17 protein-coding genes and 1 rRNA gene are annotated in these 17,314 nt (G+C 68.9%); 13 read left to right on the top strand and 5 right to left on the bottom strand.

The window, feature by feature from the left end:
• Positions 1 to 80: 80 nt before the first annotated feature.
• From leuS to H0523_RS23450, 7 genes are all read left to right on the top strand, one after another.
• Positions 81 to 2,738 (top strand): leucine--tRNA ligase, encoded by a 2,658-nt coding sequence (gene leuS / locus H0523_RS23420; RefSeq protein WP_054431701.1) that lies wholly within the window; start codon positions 81 to 83, stop codon positions 2,736 to 2,738.
• An 11-nt stretch (positions 2,739 to 2,749) separates the two neighbouring features.
• Positions 2,750 to 3,412, top strand: a complete 663-nt coding sequence (locus H0523_RS23425; protein ID WP_054431702.1) for an LPS-assembly lipoprotein LptE — start codon at positions 2,750 to 2,752, stop codon at positions 3,410 to 3,412.
• Between the two features lie 3 nt (positions 3,413 to 3,415).
• Positions 3,416 to 4,474, top strand: coding sequence for a DNA polymerase III subunit delta (gene holA, locus H0523_RS23430; RefSeq protein ID WP_054431703.1), 1,059 nt, complete (start codon positions 3,416 to 3,418; stop codon positions 4,472 to 4,474).
• Positions 4,475 to 4,561: 87 nt separating this feature from the next.
• Positions 4,562 to 5,842: a glutamate-5-semialdehyde dehydrogenase gene (locus tag H0523_RS23435; RefSeq protein ID WP_054431704.1), complete on the top strand. Its 1,281-nt coding sequence runs from the start codon at positions 4,562 to 4,564 to the stop codon at positions 5,840 to 5,842.
• 56 nt (positions 5,843 to 5,898) lie between these two features.
• Entirely contained in the window at positions 5,899 to 6,279 is a 381-nt protein-coding gene (locus tag H0523_RS23440) for a hypothetical protein (RefSeq protein WP_180180157.1), read from the top strand.
• Positions 6,280 to 6,284: 5 nt separating this feature from the next.
• A complete protein-coding gene (locus H0523_RS23445; RefSeq protein ID WP_180180158.1) occupies positions 6,285 to 7,067 on the top strand; it encodes a 2-keto-4-pentenoate hydratase in 783 nt (260 codons plus the stop codon).
• A gap of 2 nt (positions 7,068 to 7,069) precedes the next feature.
• Positions 7,070 to 7,591, top strand: a complete 522-nt coding sequence (locus H0523_RS23450; protein WP_054431707.1) for a GNAT family N-acetyltransferase — start codon at positions 7,070 to 7,072, stop codon at positions 7,589 to 7,591.
• Positions 7,592 to 7,667: 76 nt separating this feature from the next.
• Here H0523_RS23450 and H0523_RS23455 read toward each other — a convergent pair whose 3' ends face one another.
• Both H0523_RS23455 and H0523_RS23460 read right to left on the bottom strand, forming a co-directional pair.
• Entirely contained in the window at positions 7,668 to 9,071 is a 1,404-nt protein-coding gene (locus H0523_RS23455; RefSeq protein ID WP_054431708.1) for an amidase family protein, read from the bottom strand.
• A 118-nt stretch (positions 9,072 to 9,189) separates the two neighbouring features.
• Positions 9,190 to 10,056 (bottom strand): LysR family transcriptional regulator, encoded by an 867-nt coding sequence (locus tag H0523_RS23460; protein ID WP_054431709.1) that lies wholly within the window; start codon positions 10,054 to 10,056, stop codon positions 9,190 to 9,192.
• Positions 10,057 to 10,202: 146 nt separating this feature from the next.
• Here H0523_RS23460 and H0523_RS23465 point away from each other — a divergent pair, with 146 nt between their 5' ends.
• Positions 10,203 to 11,606: an MFS transporter gene (locus H0523_RS23465; RefSeq protein WP_054431710.1), complete on the top strand. Its 1,404-nt coding sequence runs from the start codon at positions 10,203 to 10,205 to the stop codon at positions 11,604 to 11,606.
• A 13-nt stretch (positions 11,607 to 11,619) separates the two neighbouring features.
• Here the strand turns inward: H0523_RS23465 and H0523_RS23470 are convergent, their stop codons facing one another.
• Positions 11,620 to 12,252 (bottom strand): cysteine peptidase family C39 domain-containing protein, encoded by a 633-nt coding sequence (locus H0523_RS23470; protein ID WP_054431711.1) that lies wholly within the window; start codon positions 12,250 to 12,252, stop codon positions 11,620 to 11,622.
• Positions 12,253 to 12,376: 124 nt separating this feature from the next.
• Between H0523_RS23470 and H0523_RS23475 the strand changes: the two genes are divergently transcribed.
• The 3 genes from H0523_RS23475 to H0523_RS23485 all read left to right on the top strand — a co-directional run bounded on the left by H0523_RS23475 (position 12,377) and on the right by H0523_RS23485 (position 14,081).
• Positions 12,377 to 13,321, top strand: a complete 945-nt coding sequence (locus tag H0523_RS23475; RefSeq protein ID WP_054431712.1) for a 3-hydroxyacyl-CoA dehydrogenase NAD-binding domain-containing protein — start codon at positions 12,377 to 12,379, stop codon at positions 13,319 to 13,321.
• An 83-nt stretch (positions 13,322 to 13,404) separates the two neighbouring features.
• Complete coding sequence (locus H0523_RS23480; RefSeq protein WP_054431713.1) at positions 13,405 to 13,677, top strand: GNAT family N-acetyltransferase; 273 nt, start codon at positions 13,405 to 13,407, stop codon at positions 13,675 to 13,677.
• An 8-nt stretch (positions 13,678 to 13,685) separates the two neighbouring features.
• Positions 13,686 to 14,081 (top strand): YchJ family protein, encoded by a 396-nt coding sequence (locus H0523_RS23485; protein WP_054431714.1) that lies wholly within the window; start codon positions 13,686 to 13,688, stop codon positions 14,079 to 14,081.
• Here H0523_RS23485 and H0523_RS23490 read toward each other — a convergent pair.
• Positions 14,073 to 14,960, bottom strand: a complete 888-nt coding sequence (locus tag H0523_RS23490) for a LysR substrate-binding domain-containing protein (RefSeq protein WP_054431715.1) — start codon at positions 14,958 to 14,960, stop codon at positions 14,073 to 14,075. The two genes, H0523_RS23485 and H0523_RS23490, sit on opposite strands and share 9 nt — an antisense overlap.
• Before the next feature lie 234 nt (positions 14,961 to 15,194).
• Here H0523_RS23490 and H0523_RS23495 point away from each other — a divergent pair, with 234 nt between their 5' ends.
• Together H0523_RS23495 and H0523_RS23500 are read left to right on the top strand one after the other, a co-directional pair.
• A complete protein-coding gene (locus tag H0523_RS23495; protein ID WP_054431716.1) occupies positions 15,195 to 15,908 on the top strand; it encodes a haloacid dehalogenase type II in 714 nt (237 codons plus the stop codon).
• 152 nt (positions 15,909 to 16,060) lie between these two features.
• Positions 16,061 to 16,825: an aldolase gene (locus H0523_RS23500; protein ID WP_180180159.1), complete on the top strand. Its 765-nt coding sequence runs from the start codon at positions 16,061 to 16,063 to the stop codon at positions 16,823 to 16,825.
• A 135-nt stretch (positions 16,826 to 16,960) separates the two neighbouring features.
• Here the strand turns inward: H0523_RS23500 and rrf are convergent.
• Positions 16,961 to 17,073, bottom strand: a 5S ribosomal RNA gene (rrf, locus tag H0523_RS23505).
• Positions 17,074 to 17,314: the final 241 nt, after the last annotated feature.

Below are 17,314 nucleotides of genomic sequence, written 5' to 3' on the forward strand. Positions count from 1 at the left end.
CTATAATCAGGGGTTTTGGCCGCCCCCGCGCCTGGCGCGCGGGGGCGGCTCACCCATTTTTCGCCATCGCGCACGAGCCCATGCAGGAACGTTACCTCCCCACTACCGTCGAAGCGGCCGCCCACCAAGACTGGCAGGCCCGCGACGCCTATCTGGTCCATGAACACGCGAAGAACCCGGACGGCTCCGAGAAGCCGAAGTTCTACGCCTGCTCGATGCTGCCCTATCCCAGCGGCAAGCTGCACATGGGCCACGTGCGCAACTACACCATCAACGACATGATGGCGCGCCAGCTGCGCATGCGGGGCTACAACGTGCTGATGCCGATGGGCTGGGACGCCTTCGGCATGCCGGCCGAGAACGCCGCCATCAAGTCCAAGGTGCCGCCGGCCAAGTGGACCTACGACAACATCGCCTACATGAAGAAGCAGATGAAGGCGATGGGCCTGGCGATCGACTGGTCGCGCGAAATGTGCGCCTGCGATCCCGAGTACTACAAGTGGAACCAGTGGCTGTTCCTGAAGATGCTCGAAAAGGGCGTCGCCTACCGCAAGACCCAGGTGGTGAACTGGGACCCGGTCGACCAGACCGTGCTGGCCAACGAACAGGTCATCGACGGCCGCGGCTGGCGCTCGGGCGCTCCGGTCGAAAAACGCGAGATCCCCGGCTACTACCTGCGCATCACCGATTACGCCGACGAACTGCTGGGCGCGGTGCAGAACGATCTGCCCGGCTGGCCCGAGCGCGTGCGCCTGATGCAGGAAAACTGGATCGGCAAGTCCGAAGGCCTGCGCTTCGCCTTCCCGCACCAGATCGCCGGCCAGGACGGCCAGCTGATCCAGGACGGCAAGCTGTACGTCTTCACCACCCGCGCCGACACCATCATGGGCGTGACCTTCTGCGCCGTGGCGCCGGAACACCCCCTGGCCACCCACGCCGCGCAGTCGAACCCGGCGCTGGCCGCCTTCATCGAACAGTGCAAGCTGGGCGGCACCACCGAGGCCGAACTGGCCACGCGTGAAAAGGAAGGCCTGCCCACCGGCCTGTTCGTGACGCACCCGGTCACCGGCGACCAGGTCGAGGTCTGGGTCGGCAACTACGTGCTGATGACCTACGGCGACGGCGCCGTGATGGGCGTGCCCGCCCACGACGAGCGCGACTTCGCCTTCGCCAGGAAATACGACCTGCCGATCCGCCAGGTCGTGGACGTGGCCGGCAAGGCCTATTCCACCGACGCCTGGCAGGAATGGTACGGCGACAAGCAGAGCGGCCGCACCATCAACTCGGGCAAGTACGACGGCCTGTCGCACAAGGAAGCCGTGGACGCCATCGCCGCCGACCTGGGCGCGCAAGGCCTGGGCGAAAAGCAGACCACCTGGCGCCTGCGCGACTGGGGCATCTCGCGCCAGCGCTACTGGGGCACCCCGATCCCCATCATCCACTGCCCGGACTGCGGCCCGGTGCCGGTCCCCGAGAAAGACCTGCCGGTGGTGCTGCCGGCCGACCTGATTCCGGACGGCAGCGGCAATCCGCTGGCCAAGAACGAAGCCTTCCTGTCGTGCGCCTGCCCCAGCTGCGGCAAGCCGGCGCGCCGCGAGACGGACACGATGGACACCTTCGTGGACTCGTCCTGGTACTTCATGCGCTACACCTCGCCGGGCAACAACAACGCCATGGTCGACGCGCGCAATGACTACTGGATGCCGATGGACCAGTACATCGGCGGCATCGAGCACGCGGTCCTGCACCTGCTGTACGCGCGCTTCTGGACCAAGGTCATGCGCGACATGGGCCTGCTCAACTTCGACGAGCCCTTCACCAAGCTGCTGTGCCAGGGCATGGTGCTGAACCACATCTACTCGCGCAAGAACGCCCAGGGCGGCATCGAGTATTTCTGGCCCGAGGAAGTCGAGAACGTCTACGACGCGCGCGGCGCCATCACCGGCGCCAAGCTCAAGTCCGACGGTTCCGACGTGACCTACGGCGGCGTGGGCACGATGTCCAAGTCCAAGAACAACGGCGTCGATCCGCAATCGCTGATCGACACGCTGGGCGCCGACACGGCCCGCCTGTTCGTCATGTTCGCCAGCCCGCCCGAGCAGACCCTCGAATGGTCCGACTCCGGCGTCGAAGGCTCGAACCGCTTCCTGCGCCGCCTGTGGTCCATCAGCTACGCGCAGCGCGACACGATCGCCCGCGGCCTGGCCGCCGGCGCCGACTGGAGCGGCGCGCCCGCCGCGGTCAAGGATCTGCGCCGCGAGGTCTACAACCTGCTCAAGCAGGCCGACTACGACTACCAGCGCATCCAGTACAACACCGTCGTGTCCGCGTGCATGAAGATGCTCAACGCCATCGACGACGCCAAGCTGCCGGAAGGCGCGCACGCCGACGCCGCCTACGCCGAAACGCTGGGCGTGCTGCTGCGCGTGCTGTACCCGGTGGTGCCGCACATCACCTGGCACCTGTGGCGCGACCTCGGTTACGCGAACGAGCTGGGCGACCTGCTCGACGCGCCCTGGCCGCACGTCGACGAGGCCGCGCTGGTGGCGGACGAAATCGAACTGATGCTGCAGGTCAACGGCAAGCTGCGCGGCTCGATCCGCGTCGCCGCCAAGGCCGCCAAGGAAGACATCGAGAAACTCGCCGCCGCCCAGGAAGAAGTCGCCCGCTACCTGGAAGGCCGCCCGCCCAAGCGGGTCATCGTGGTTCCGGGCAAACTGGTCAACGTCGTAGGCTGATGAGGTCAAGCATGTACTTCGCCGGGCAACAAACGCACTCCCCCCGCCAATCCTGGCTGCTGCGCGGCGCCTGCCTGGCGCTGTTCATGCTGATCTCCGCTTGCGGCTTCACGCTGCGCGGCGTCACGCCAATGCCGTTTGAAACGCTCTATATCGGCATCCCCGACAACACCCAGTTCGGCGCCGACGTGCGCCGCGCGCTGCGGGCCGCGTCGCCCGACACCAAGCTGGTGACTTCGCCGAAGGACGCGCAGGCGATCCTGCAAGAGGTCTCCAATACGCGCGCATTGCGCGAGGTGTCGCTGAACGCCCAGGGCCGTGTCGAGGAATACGAACTGGGCATCAACTACACCTTCCGCCTGATCGACGCCAAGGGCCGCGCCCTGATCCCGGACACGACCCTGTCGATCTACCGCGAAATGCCGTACGACGACCAGATCGTCCAGGCCAAGCAAGGCCAGATCGAAACGCTGTACATCGCCATGCAGCGCGACCTGGTCTCGCGCCTGCTGCGCCGCATGACCGCGCCTGAAGTGCGCAAGGCGTTCGAGAACCGCGAGCAGCGCGGCGAAGACGGCGAAACGCCGCTGTACGATCCGACCGCGCCGATGCCGCGCAGCACCCCGGCGCCGTGGCAGACCCCGTCCACCACCGACCCGGCCAACCTGCGCTGACCGATGGCACAAGCCCTGGACGCGGATCGCCTGGCCGACCACCTGCAGCGGGCGGGTAACCGCCTGGCGCCGCTGTACACGGTGTCCGGCGACGAGCCTCTCCTGGTGACCGAGGCGGTCGACGCGCTGCGCGCCGCCGGACGCGCGGCGGGCTACACCGAGCGCCTGTCGATGGTGATGGATGCGCGCAGCGACTGGAGCGCGGTGATCGCCGCCACCCAGAGCGTGTCGCTGTTCGGCGACCGCCGCATTCTCGAACTCAAGATCCCCACCGGCAAGCCCGGCAAGCCTGGCGCCGACACGCTCGCGCGCCTGGCCGAGCAGGCTGAAAAGCAGGCCGACAACCCCGACACGCTGATCCTGGTGTCGCTGCCGCGCCTGGACAAGGCCACCCGTGAAGGCCGCTGGATGCAGGCCCTGGCGCGTGGCGGCATGATGGTCGACATCGCCAGCGTCGAACGCGGCCGCCTGCCCGCCTGGGTCGGCCAGCGCCTGGCGCGCCAGAACCAGCGCGCCGACAACGCCACCCTGCAATGGATGGCCGACAAGGTCGAAGGCAACCTGCTGGCCGCGCACCAGGAAATCCAGAAACTGGGCCTGCTCTACCCCGAAGGCCAGTTGGCGGCCGAAGACGTCGAGCGCGCCGTGCTCAACGTCGCGCGCTACGACGTGTTCGGCCTGCGCGACGCCATGCTGGCCGGCGACATCGCCCGCACCATCCGCATGATCGACGGCCTGCGCGCCGAGGGCGAAGCCTTGCCGCTGGTGCTGTGGGCGGTGGGCGAGGAAATCCGCCTGCTGGCGCGCGTGGCCGAGGCCCGCAGCCTGGGCCAGGACGCCAATGGCCTGATGCGCCGCCTGCGCATTTTCGGTGCGCACGAACGCCTGGCGCTGCAGGCGCTGGGCCGGGTCCGTCCCGACGTCTGGCCCGCCGCGGTGCAGCATGCGCACGAAGTGGACCGCCTCATCAAGGGGCTGTCCGTCCCGGGCCGGCTGTCCGACCCCTGGGAAGAAATGACCCGCCTGGCCCTGCGCGTCGCCGCCGCCGGCAACCGACCGTGAAGGCGGCCCCGGCCGCCTCCTGATCCTCCCGGCCCCGGCCGGATAAACTATCCCTATCGCACGCGGCGCCCTGGCCGCCCCCTCACCATGATCGACGCCGCCATGTCCTCGTCCTCCATCGAACAAGCCATGCTGACCCTGGGCGACAACGCGCGCCGGGCTTCGCGCGCCATGATGCGCGCCAACAGCGCCGCCAAGAACCAGGCCCTGCTGGCCATGGCCGAGGCGCTCGCCGCCAACCAGGCCGACCTGCTCGCCGCCAATGCCAAGGACGTCGCCGCCGCCCGCGCCAACGGCCTGGAGCCGGCCCTGCTCGACCGCCTGACCCTGTCGGAAAAGACGCTGGCGCACATGGCCGAGGGCCTGCGCCAGATCGCCGCCCTGCCCGACCCGATCGGCAGCGTCACCGCCACCAGCGTGCGCCCCAACGGCATGCGCGTGGCGCAGATGCGCGTGCCGCTCGGCGTCATCGGCATCATCTACGAGTCGCGCCCCAACGTCACCATCGACGCGGCGGCGCTGTGCCTGAAGTCCGGCAATGCCGCCATCCTGCGCGGCGGCAGCGAAGCGCTGCACTCGAACGTGGCGCTGGGCCGCATCGTGCAGCAGGGCCTGGCGGCCGCCGGCCTGCCGCAGGACGCGGTGCAGGTCGTGGCCACGGCCGACCGCGCCGCGGTCGGCAAGCTCATCACCATGACCGAGCACATCGACGTCATCGTGCCGCGCGGCGGCAAGGGCCTGATCGCGCGCCTGGCGCAGGAAGCCCGCGTGCCGCTGATCAAGCACCTGGACGGCAACTGCCACATCTACATCGACGCGGCCGCCGATCCGGACAAGGCCCACGCCATCGCCTTCAACGCCAAGACCTACCGCTACGGCATCTGCGGCGCCATGGAGACGCTGCTGGTGGACGCCGTGGCGGCCGTCTCGATCCTGCCGCGCCTGGCAGCCGCGCTGACCGAACACGGCGTCGAACTGCGCGGCTGCCCGCGCACGCTGGCGCTGCTGCCGCACGCCAAACCGGCCACCGAGGAAGACTGGGGCACCGAATACCTCGGCCCGATCCTGGCGATCCGCATCGTCGACTCGCTCGACGACGCCATCGAGCACATCGCCCGCTGGGGCTCCGGCCACACCGACGCGATCGTCACCGAAGACCTGTCGTCGGCCCAGCGCTTCCAGCGCGAAGTCGATTCCAGCTCGGTCTACGTCAACCTGCCGACCTGCTTCGCGGACGGCTTCGAATACGGCCTGGGCGCTGAAATCGGCATCTCCACCAACCGCCTGCACGCCCGCGGCCCGGTCGGCCTGGAAGGCCTGACCACGCTCAAGTGGGTGCTGACCGGCGAAGGCCAGACCCGCGGCTGACCGCCCTTTCCTACAACCCTCTGTTCGCGGCCGCGCCGCGCGTTACCGGGATTTCCATGCATTCACCCGCCATGGCCATGGCCTTCAGCCTTTTCGTGCTGTGCTTCATCACCTGCTCGCTGAGCGGCCTGGTGCTGTTCTTCGTCAAGAGCAAGCAGATCAACGCCGCGCTCAAGCATCCCTATCTGCAGCACCGCCCCTTCGAGCGCTATCCGCTGGCGATCAAGGCCGCCATCATGCTGGATTATTTCTTCCGCCTGATGTTCCCCGGCACCCGTTTCTGGCTCATCGGCAATGCCAATGACCTGCTGGGCCACGTCGATCCCAAGAAGACGCCGCTGGCCCTGAAATGGCCGATCGTCGGTTTCTGGGGCTCCTGCTGGCTCGGCCTGATCGCCATGATCGTGCTGTGGACCCTGCTGTTCCTGGGAGCCTGACGGCCATGCAGATCCAGATCGAAGACTATCCCGGCTGCGTCGACGCGGCCCGCACGCTGATCGCGGCCCGTGATTCGGGCGTGGCGGGTCCGCGCCTGCCCGCGGCCTGCCGCCCGCAGACGCTGGGCCAGGCGTTCGCCGTCCAGCAATGCACCGCCCGGCTGCTGCGCGAGACCCGCCGCGACGGGATCGGCGCCTGGAAGAGCGCGCTGCCGTCGCCCGAAAAGACCGTGGTCGCGCCCATCTACGCCTCGACCGTGGCGCTGGCCGGCACGCTGCCGGCGACCTCGCCCGTGGTCCGCGTCGAACCCGAGATCGCCTTCGAGCTGGCGCACGACCTGCCCGCGCGCGACGAACCGTACAGCCACGCCGAGATCGACGCCGCCATCACCGGCGCGCGGCTGGCGCTGGAAGTGCTGGGCTGCCGCTACGCCGCGCCCGAGCACGCCAGCCTGCCCGAGCTGCTGGCCGACCACATGTTCAATGCCGGCCTGGTGCTCGGGCCGCGCATCGCCTCGCCGGACGCCGCTCCCGCCAACATGGCCATCACGCTATCGGTCGACGGCGCCGAGGTCGAGCAGCACGCCGGCATCCATCCCAACGGCCACGCCAAGGCCGGCCTGTATTGGCTCGCCAATTTCCTGCGCGAGCAGGGCCTGGGCCTGACCGCCGGCCAGCACGTCATCACCGGCTCGTACGCCGGCTACCTGGACGTGCCCGCCAACCGCGACGTCGAACTCGCCTACGGCGATCTCGGCATCCTGAAGGTACGCTTCAGCTTTCGCTGACTATGCTGACCCTGCGCCCCTTCTCGACCGCTGACTATCCCCTGCTCGCCAGCTGGTTCACCAGCCTGCCCGAAGTCGTGCAATGGGGCGGTTCGCATGTGTCGCATCCGCTGACCGCGGCCGACATGGACGCCATGCTGCGCGAAGGCCAGTCGCAACCGCCCTCGCGGCGCTGCTGGATGGCCTGCCGCGACGACACGCCGGTGGGCCACGCCCAACTGGCCTACGAATGGCGCGACGGCAATGCCCGCCTGGGCCGTGTCGCCATCGCGCCCGACGTGCGCGGCCAGGGCCTGGCGCGGCCGATGGTGGCGCTGATGATCGACGAAGCCTTCCGCACGCCCGGCATCGAGCGCCTGGAACTGAACGTCTACATGTTCAATACGCCCGCGATCCGCACCTACCAGGCGCTGGGCTTCACGCTCGAAGGCGTGCGCCGCTCGTCCACCCGCGCCGGCGAGGCGCGCTGGGACACCGGCATGATGGGGCTGCTGCGATCCGAATGGCGCTCGGGCGCCGCCTGACTCCGGGCCAGGCGGCCGCGCGGCCCGGGACACGAACCGGCTCCCCGGCGCGCCCGGACGATCGACCGCGCCGCGCCTAGCGCGCGACCGGCTCCGCGATCTCGACCGCGGGCCCGGCCGCTTCGATCACCTCGCCGGCCGCCAGGCACAGGTCTTCGCGATAACGCCCGGCCACCACCTGCACGCCGACGGGGCTGCCGCCCGCGCTGCCCATCGCCACCGTCAAACCCGGCAGGCCCATGAAGGGCAACCCGATCTGTGTCATCTGCGCGCGCCACACGCGGCGGTAGGCAGCCTCGCCCTGCAGATCCAGGTTGTCCGCGAACGGCAGCTCCGCCGACACCGGCAGCAGCAGCACCGGATAATCCGCCAGGAACAGCTCCCACAGGCGCGTCAGCGTGGCGCGGCGCGTCAGCACCGCCGAGAATTTCGCCAGGTCCATGCCGGCGACATGCCCGCGCTGGCCTTCCAATGCCGTCAACGCGCCACGGTCGCCCTCCTTGCGCGCGGCCTCGACCATGCCCTCGTAGCCATCGGCCATCCACATGCGGATCTGCAGGTCGGCGGCTTCGCGCAACGGCGGCAGGGCATCGACCGTATCCACCGACCAGCCGGCCTCGCTCAGGCGCCGGGCGGCATCCTGCAGGGCCTTGACCACCGCGGGCTCGGTCTCCATGCCATCCGGGTTCAGGCACAGCGCCGCGCGACGTGGCGCGGCGGGGCCTTCCAACGGCGCCGGCACCCACCACGGGTCGCGCGGATCCGGCGCGGCCATCGCCGCCAGGCCCAGCCGCAGATCGGCGATGCTGCGGCCCAGCGGCCCCGACACCGCCGTGATCTGGCCGCCGATGGTGCGCTCGGGCAGGGCCGCGTTGTAGGCCGGCACGCGGCCCAGCGACGGCCGCAGGCCGTGCACGCCGCAAGCATAGGCGGGGTAGCGGATGGAGCCGGCGATATCGGTGCCGTGCGCCAGATGGCCGATGCCGGCCGCCACCGCCGACGCCGCGCCGCCGGAGGATCCGCCGGGCGTCAGGGCCGGATCGCGAGGGTTCAAGGTATTGCCGTGCAGCAGGTTGCCGGTGAACCAGCGCAACGAAAACGCCGGCGTGTTGGTGCGTCCGACGATCACCGCGCCGGCCTTGCGCAGGTTGGCCACCACCGGATTGTCGACGGTGGCGATCACATCCTTCTGCAGCGTCACGCCGTTGGTGGTGGCGAAGCCCGCCTGGTCCACGTTCACCTTGACCGTCACCGGCACGCCCGCCAGCGCGCCGGGATCCTCGCCGCGCGCCAGCGCCGCGTCGACCCGGGCGGCCTGCGCCAGCGCGTCGTCGGCGCGATGATCAACCACGGCGTTGATGCGGGGATTCACCGCCTCCAGGCGCGCCAGCGCGCTTTGCGCGGCCTCGACCGCGGATACGTCGCGCCGGCGGATACGGGCGGCAAGCTCAACTGCGGACAAACGCCAAAGATCGGACACGCGGCACTCCTCGTTCAGGTCATGGGACACAGCCGGCGCGCCTGCGCGCCGTCGGAGGATCAACCTTAGCGCCGCGGGCCCGCCGCCACAAGCCGCGGTTTGCCACGAGGCCCGCGCCTCAATTCTCTTCGAACACCTCGACGATGGCGTCCGCCACCGCCCGCACCCGCGCCGTGCGGTTCAGGTCGCCGTGCATCACCAGCCACAGGTCATAGGGTTCACTGCGGTGCGGCCAGATGCGCACCAGATCGGGATACTGCGGCGCCATGTGGACCGGCAATTCGCCGATGCCCAGCCCCGCCGCCACCGCCTCGATGATCATCAGGCCCGAGTTCAATTCCATCGCGATATGGCCATTGCCCGTCGGCTCGCCGCAAAAGGTATCCGACCATCCCGGCAACACCGATTGCTGATAGGTGACCAGCGTGTGTCCGGCGAATGCCGTGCCCTGGCGCGGCTCGCCGCGCGCGGCGATATACGACTTCGACGCATACAGGCCGACATCCCGGCGCGCCAGGTGGCGGTGGATCAGATCGGGGTTGTCCGGCTTGACGTTGCGGATCGCCAGGTCGGCCTCGCGGCGCGTCAGGTTGCTGAGCTGGATCGAGGTCGACAACGCGATGCGGATGTCGGGGTGCTGCCGGTGCAGGCGGCGCACCGCCTCCATGATGAAATAGCTGGCGACCGTCTCCGACGTCGCCACCCGCACCACGCCCGACAGCCGGTGATCCAGCCCCTGCATCTGCCGCTGTAGCTGGTCGGCCGCCTGCTCCATGCGCTCGGCCGCGGCGAAGGCCTGCTCGCCCGCGGCCGTCGGCACGTAGCCCGACGGCGTGCGCAGGAACAACCGGGCGTCCAGCGAGGTTTCCAGCGCCGCCAGCCGGCGGCCGGCCGTGGCCTGGTCGATCTGCAACAGCGCGGCGGCGCCACGCAGGGTGCCGTTGCGGTAGATCGCCAGGAAAATGCGCGCGTTGTCCCAATCCATGGTGACGGATGCCTTCAAGAAACGATCAGAGCATAGGTCGACTGCGTGATGCAATTTTGCATCACTATAGAGCAATTTCTCCTATTTTTTGCATCACGGAAACGCCCTAAGCTGTGCGCCTCGGATAGTCCCCGGAAGTCCCCGTCATGCGCACCGCCTGCTCCACCGCCCCCGTCCCCGCGGATCCCGTCCCGCGTCCCGCCGTCACCGGCCTGCTGCCCCTGGTCACCCTGGCCATCGGCTTCGTCATGGCGATGCTGGACGTCACCGTCGTCAACGTCGCCCTGCCCAGCATCGCGGAACAGTTCACCGTGCCGCTCACCGACCTGGTGTGGATCGTCGACGGCTACACGCTGACCTTCGCCGCGCTGCTGCTCGTGGCCGGCGCCCTGGCCGACCGCTACGGCGCCAAGACCATCTACCTGGCCGGCCTGGGGGTCTTCACGCTGGCCTCGCTGCTGTGCGGCATCGCGCCCGGCGGCGACCTGCTGATCGCCGCCCGCATGCTGCAGGGACTGGGCGCGGCGCTGTTCATGCCCAGCTCGCTCAGCCTGCTGACCCATGCCTACGAAGACGAGCAGGTGCGCAACCGCATGCTGGCCGCCTGGTCGGCCATCGTGGCGGTGGCCGGCGCCGCCGGCCCGCTGCTGGGCGGCGTGCTGATCCATCAATTCGGCTGGCGCGGCATCTTCCTCATCAACCTGCCGCTGGGCCTGGCCGGTCTGTGGCTGGCCAGGCGCCGCATCCAGGCCGCGCCGCGCCGTCCGCGCGCGCTCAACCCGCTGAGCCACGTGCTCGGCGTGGTGGCGCTGTCCGCGCTGTGTTTCGGGCTGATCCAGGGCAACGCCTACGGCTGGTCGTCGGCGCCCATCCTGGCCGCGGCCGCCTTGTGCGCGGCGGCCACGCTGGCGCTGGTGCGCCGCGAACGGCGCCACGCCGAACCCATCCTGCCGCGCGCGCTGTTCCAGACCCCGCAATTCGCGGCGGCCAACGGCGTGGGCTTCCTGATCAATCTCGCGGCCTACGGCCAACTGTTCCTGCTCAGCCTGTTCCTGCAGCATGCGCGCGGCGCCGACGCGCTGCAGACCGGCATCCAGCTGGTGCCGATGCTGGCCGTGTTCTCGATCGGCAATCTGTTATCGAGCCGCGTGTCGACGCGCTGGAACGTCTCGGCCGCGTTGCTGGGCGGCATCTCCCTGGCCGCCGCCATGAGCGCGGTCGGCCTGTTCAGCTTCGCGCCCGACATGCCCTACTGGCCGTTCGCGGCGATCGTGGCGCTGGCCAACCTGGGCGTCGGCATTGCGGTGCCCGCGATGACCAGCGTGGTGATGCAGGTCTCGGGCAAGCACCATGCCAACAGCGCGGCCGCCGCGCTGAACGCCAACCGCCAGTCGGGCGCGCTGGTCGGCGTCGCGCTGATGGGCACCATCCTGCACTTGCTGCCGGACTGGCGCGCCAGCCTGCCCGCCGCCTACGCCATCATCACGGCGGGCTACCTCGCCGCCGCTGTGCTGGTGTGGCGCTATCTGCGCCGCGCCCGCAATGCCTGACGCGCCAGGCCACTCAGGCCGCGCGCAGGATCGCGACGCCACGCCCGGCGAACGCGCGCTCGAATGCCGCCATCGGCACACAGGCATCGGCCTGCGCGCCGGGCTCGCCGGAAGGATTGTGGAAGGTCACATGCCCCGGCGTGGCCCGCGTCACCAGCACCAGGTGCCCGCCCCTGGCCGGCGGCTCGCGCTCCGGCCAGCGGATCCACGGATGCACCGACGCCATGAAATAGGCCGCGCCGTTCATCACCGCGGGTAGTTCGTCCGCGCGCACATCCACGCGCACTTGCGCCTGCAGTCCGAATTGCTCGGCCACGAAGCGCACGAACGGCGCGTAGATCATTCCCTTGATGTGACCCTCGGCGTCTTCCGTGTAGGCGCCGTACGGCAGACTGCGGCGCGCCAGCTCCAGGGTCGGATGGACCAGCCCGGTCTCGGCCGCCAGCACCATCTTCAGGCAGGCCATGCCGCAGACATGGCTGGCCCAGCGCGCATATTCCGTCACGTCGCGCGCGCCGGACGCGGGCCATGCCGGGTCGTCCTCGAGCCGGAGTTCCTTGCGGATGATCGCGCCCGCCAGGTGCGCCGACTCCCATTGGCAAAAGTAAGGCACCGGCCGCCTCCCGGCGGATCGTGACGAATCCATGAACCCCTCCAGCAAGACATCGAAGATGCGCGCGCCGCTATCTTGCCCGCCGCCCCCATGCGTGGCAACCCTGCCCGCTTTGCTTCACAATGGGCCTTCCCATCGACATCCTCCGGAGCGCCGCATGACCGACTCGTCCGCTTTCCCCGCCATCAACCGCGTCGCCATCGTCGGCGCCGGCACCATCGGCGCCAGCTGGGCCGCGTTGTTCCTCGCGCACGGACTCGACGTCGTGGTCTGCGATCCCGCCGCCGACGCCGAGCCGCTGACGCGCGCGCGCGTTGCCGCCGCCTGGCCCGTGCTGGCGGAACTCGGACGCGTCGCCGCCGGCGCGACGCCCGATACCCTGCGCTTCGAGCCCGACCTGGCCGCCGCGCTGCAAGGCGTCGACTTCGTGCAGGAAAACGCGCCCGAACGCGAAGACTTCAAGACCGACCTGTTCGCGCGCATGGACGCGCTGCTCGCGCCCCACGCGATCGTCGCCTCCAGTTCCTCCGGACTCATCATGAGCCGGCTGCAGGCGCGGTGCCAGCACGCCGCGCGCTTCGTCATCGGCCACCCGTTCAATCCGCCGCACCTGATCCCGCTGGTGGAAGTGGTGGGCGGCAAGCAGACCTCGGACGCCACCATCGAACGCTGCATCGCCTTCTATCGCCAGCTGGGCAAGCACCCGATCCGCCTGAACAAGGAAGTTCCGGGCCACATCGCCAACCGCCTGCAGGCCGCCCTGTGGCGAGAAGCGATCCACCTGGCCGCCGACAACGTCGCCAGCGTGGCCGACATCGACGCCGCCGTGTCGCAAGGCCCCGGCCTGCGCTGGGCCCTGTTCGGCCCGCACATGACCTTCAACCTCGGCGGCGGCGCGGGCGGCCTGGCCAACTTCATGGACCACCTGCTGGGACCGGTGCAGACCTGGTGGGACGATCTCGGCTCGCCCGAAGTCACGCCGGAACTGCAACGCCGCCTGATCGACGGCGTCAATGCCGAGGCCGGTGCGCGCAGCATCGCCGACCTGGTCGAGACCCGCGATGCGCAGCTGACGGCGCTGCTGAAGATCCTGCAACGCTGACCCGGGCCGCCAGCCGCCGCTGGTATCCTATGTCGATAGCCTGCCACGCAGGCGCTCCCCGCTCACTCACGCAGGAATGCCCCATGGTTTCCGTCATCCACGATACCGAGCGCTCGCGCTACACCGCCACTGTCGACGGCGTGCTGTGCGTGCTCGACTACCATCTGCGCGACGGCGTCATGACCATCACGCACACCGGCGTGCCCAGCCAGGTCGGCGGCCGCGGCATCGCCGCCGAACTGACCCGCGTCGCGCTGGACACGGCCCGCGCGCAGGGCTGGAAGGTGCGCCCGCAGTGCTCCTACGCCGACGTCTACATGCGCCGCCATCCCGAATACAACGACCTGCTCGCCTGATTGCCACCGTGACCACGCCAGACCCGATTGCCTGTCCCTGCGGCACGGCCAAGCCCTACGCCGCCTGCTGCGGCCGCTGGCACCAGGGCCCGCAGGCCTTGCAGGCCCCCACCGCGCAAGACCTGATGCGCTCGCGCTACAGCGCCTTCGTGCTGGACAGGCTCGCCTACCTGCTCGACACCTGGCATCCCAGCACCCGCCCCGCCTCGCTCGAACCCAATCCACCCGGCTTGAAATGGCTGGGCCTGACGGTCAAACAGGCCCGCGACCAGGATGCCGATCACGCCACCGTCGAATTCGTCGCGCGCAGCCGCCTGGCCGGCCGCGCCAGCCGGATGCACGAAGTCAGCCGTTTCGTGCGCGAAGGCGGACGCTGGTACTACGTGGACGGCGACCTAAGCTGACGCCAGCTGGCGACGCGGCGGATCAGCGTCCTCGCCCACCGCCCGCTTCAACACCGCGATCAGGTTCGCCACCGCGCCGCCGGCCGTGGCGCGCGCTGCGCCCACGATCGCCAGTTCAGTGCGCGGCGCCGGCGCCAGCCCCTGCGCCGCGCCGAGTATCCCGTGCTCCGGCAGGCAGGCGAACGCCGGCAGCAACGAAATGCCCAAGCCCGCCGCCACGGCCGCCTGCACCCCCGCCAAACTCTGGCTGTGATACGCGGCGCGCCAAGGCCGTCCGGCGCTTTCCAGCGCGTAGATCATGCGTTTGCGATAAATGCAGCCCTGCGGAAAGAGCACCAGCGGCACGGGTTCCGAGCCCCGCAGCAGGGCCTTGTCCCCCACCCATGCCAGCCGTTCGAGCCACGACGCCAGACACGGACCATCACCCGGCTCACGCTTGATCAGCGCCAGATCCAGCTCACCCGAGGCCAGCCCCGCCTTCAGGTCGGTGCTCATGCCGCTGCCGGTTTCAAGACGGATTTCCGGATGGCTGGCGGCGAAGCCGGCCAGCAGCGCCGTCAGCCGCGACACATCGAAGTCCTCCGGAATGCCCAATCGGATCGCCTGCATCCGCCGCGGCGCCGACAGCACCCGTTCGGCCTCATCCGCCATCGCCAGCAGCTTGCGCGCGTAGGCCAGCATCAACTCGCCATCCTCGGTGGCCTGCACCTGGTTGCCGGCCCGGTCGCGCAGCAGCAAGGTCTTGCCCACGGTCTGTTCCAGCTTGCGCACCTGCTGGCTCACGGTCGATTGCGTCCGATGCACCCGCCCCGCCGCCCGCGTGAAGCTGCCTTCATCAACTACGCAGACGAGCGTCCTCAACAATTCGAGATCAAGCATGGTGTGTCCTGGATGGCTGCGCGGTATGGGGTGAGTTGGGCCGGACGCCATGCCCGGGAATGAGCCGGGACGCACGGCTTGCCCGTCCGAATCGATCCCGCGCCAAACGGATCAGGAACCGAGTCCCAACGATATTCATTATTCCACTGACTTGAGTTTGATTATTAATTTTACAACTCACCAGGCCAGATCCTAAGCTGGCTTCATCTCCAACGGCGCCACAAAGGAATCCCCATGCCCCTGGACCATCTCCCCCGCCCGCAATGGCTCACGTTCGACTGCTACGGCACCCTGATCCAATGGGATGAAGGCCTGCAGGCCGCCGTCGCGCGGATCCTGGCCGCGGGCGAAGCGCGCCAGCACACGCCGACGCCGGCGCAATTCCTGCATGTCTACGACGAACACGAACACCGCCTGGAGCGCACGCCGCCCCATATGCGCTTTGTCGACGTCACCCGCGAATCGCTGCGGCTCACCATGCGCGACCTCGACCTGGCCTACCGGCCGCAGGACGCCGAGCTGCTGACAGGCAGCATCTCGGCCATGCCGCCATTTCCCGAGGTGGTCGACACCCTGGCCAGGCTGAAACGCGCCGGATTCCGCCTGTGCATCATCTCCAACACCGATGACGCCATCATCGCCGGCAACGTGGCGCAGCTGGGCGGCCACATCGACCGCGTCATCACTGCCGAGCAGGCCGGCGCCTACAAACCGTCGCGGCGCATCTTTGCCCACGCCCACGACAGCCTGGGCGTCACCCCCGACGAGGTCGTGCACATCTGCGCCAGTCCGCATCTGGACCACGCCGCCGCGCGCGACATCGGCTTCCGCTGCGTCTGGATCGACCGAGGCACCGGCCGCCAGCCCTTGCCGGACTATCGCCCCGACGCTACTGTATCGAGTCTGGACAAAGTCCCCGGCCTGTTCCAGCAGGCCGGCTGGATCTGAATCCACGGCCCGGGAGCTTGGCCGGCGCAAGCCGTTGCCGGCTCCGCCGGACAAGCTCCCGGGCCGCGCGCCTGCCAGGCAGCGCCGCGGACGCCAGGACTTCAGCAATATTCCGCCCTCCCATCACTCTCGACTCTCACTTCGGGTTGCCCATGAACAAAGATCCCCACTTCGCCGACGCGCTCTTTCATGCGGACCGCGTCGCCGCCCTGCGCGCCGACCTGGCGTTGGCCCTGCGCGCGGCCGCTGCGCACGGACTCGGCGAAGGCGTCTGCAACCACTTCAGCGTGGCGCTGCCCGGCGATACCGATCATTTCCTGCTGAACCCTCGCGGCCTGATGTGGAACGAAGTCCAGGCCGACGACATCGTGCTGGTCGACGCCCAGGGCCAGAAACTCGCGGGACGCCACGAAGTCGAGCCCACCGCCATGTTCATCCACGCCGCGATCCACCGCATCGCCGGCAAGGCCTGTGTGCTGCACACCCACATGCCGTACGCCACGGCCCTGACGTTGACGGCCGACCGGACGCTGGATACCACGCTATCCCAGAATGCCATGCGCTTTCACGGCCGCATCGCCGTCGATGGGGACTATAACGGCCTGGCCCTGGATGCCAGCGAAGGCGAACGCATCGCCCACGCCATGCAAGGCGCCGATATCGCTTTTCTCGGTAATCACGGCGTGGTGGTCTGCGGCGAGCGCCTCGACTACGCCTACGATGACCTGTTCTTCCTCGAGCGCGCCTGTACCGGCCAGGTGCTGGCGCAGTCCACCGGCCGACCCATGGCGCCGGTGGACCCGAGAATCGCCTCGAAGGTCGCGGAACAGATCCAGAGCGAACGCCTGCAGTCCGAATTGTTCTTCGCCGCGCTGCGGCGCCAGCTGCCAGACGCGGCGCAACGCCAGCCGGGCTGATGCCGGCAACGAGGCGGGAGCAAAGGGTGGCGCGGCCCATGCGGCCAACGCCATGAGAATCGCCTCAGTCGGCGTTTCGCGCCAAAGAAAAAACCCCGCAGGCGTCAGCCTGCGGGGTTTTCTTTTCGAATAACTGCCTGATACTGACCTACTTTCACAGACGTCCGTCCACTATCATCGGCGCGAAGGCGTTTCACTGTCCTGTTCGGGATGGGAAGGAGTGGTACCACCTTGCTATGGGTATCAGGCTTGACCTGCCGAGCCTCCCGCCACAATGGCGAGCGCTCCAATCCTGGGTACTGCATGGCCAGCTTCGTGCGCGACGGACGATCAGAGCCTGGCTCAATAATCATGCCGCGCGCATAAACGGGCTTTTCACAAAGACAAAACCCCACAGGCGAGAGCCTATGGGGTTTTGCGGAATAAAAGCCTGACGATGACCTACTTTCACAGACGTCCGTCCACTATCATCGGCGCAAAGGCGTTTCA

It is taken from the genome of Achromobacter insuavis, assembly GCF_902859645.1.
In the GTDB taxonomy this organism is placed as follows: domain Bacteria; phylum Pseudomonadota; class Gammaproteobacteria; order Burkholderiales; family Burkholderiaceae_B; genus Achromobacter; species Achromobacter insuavis.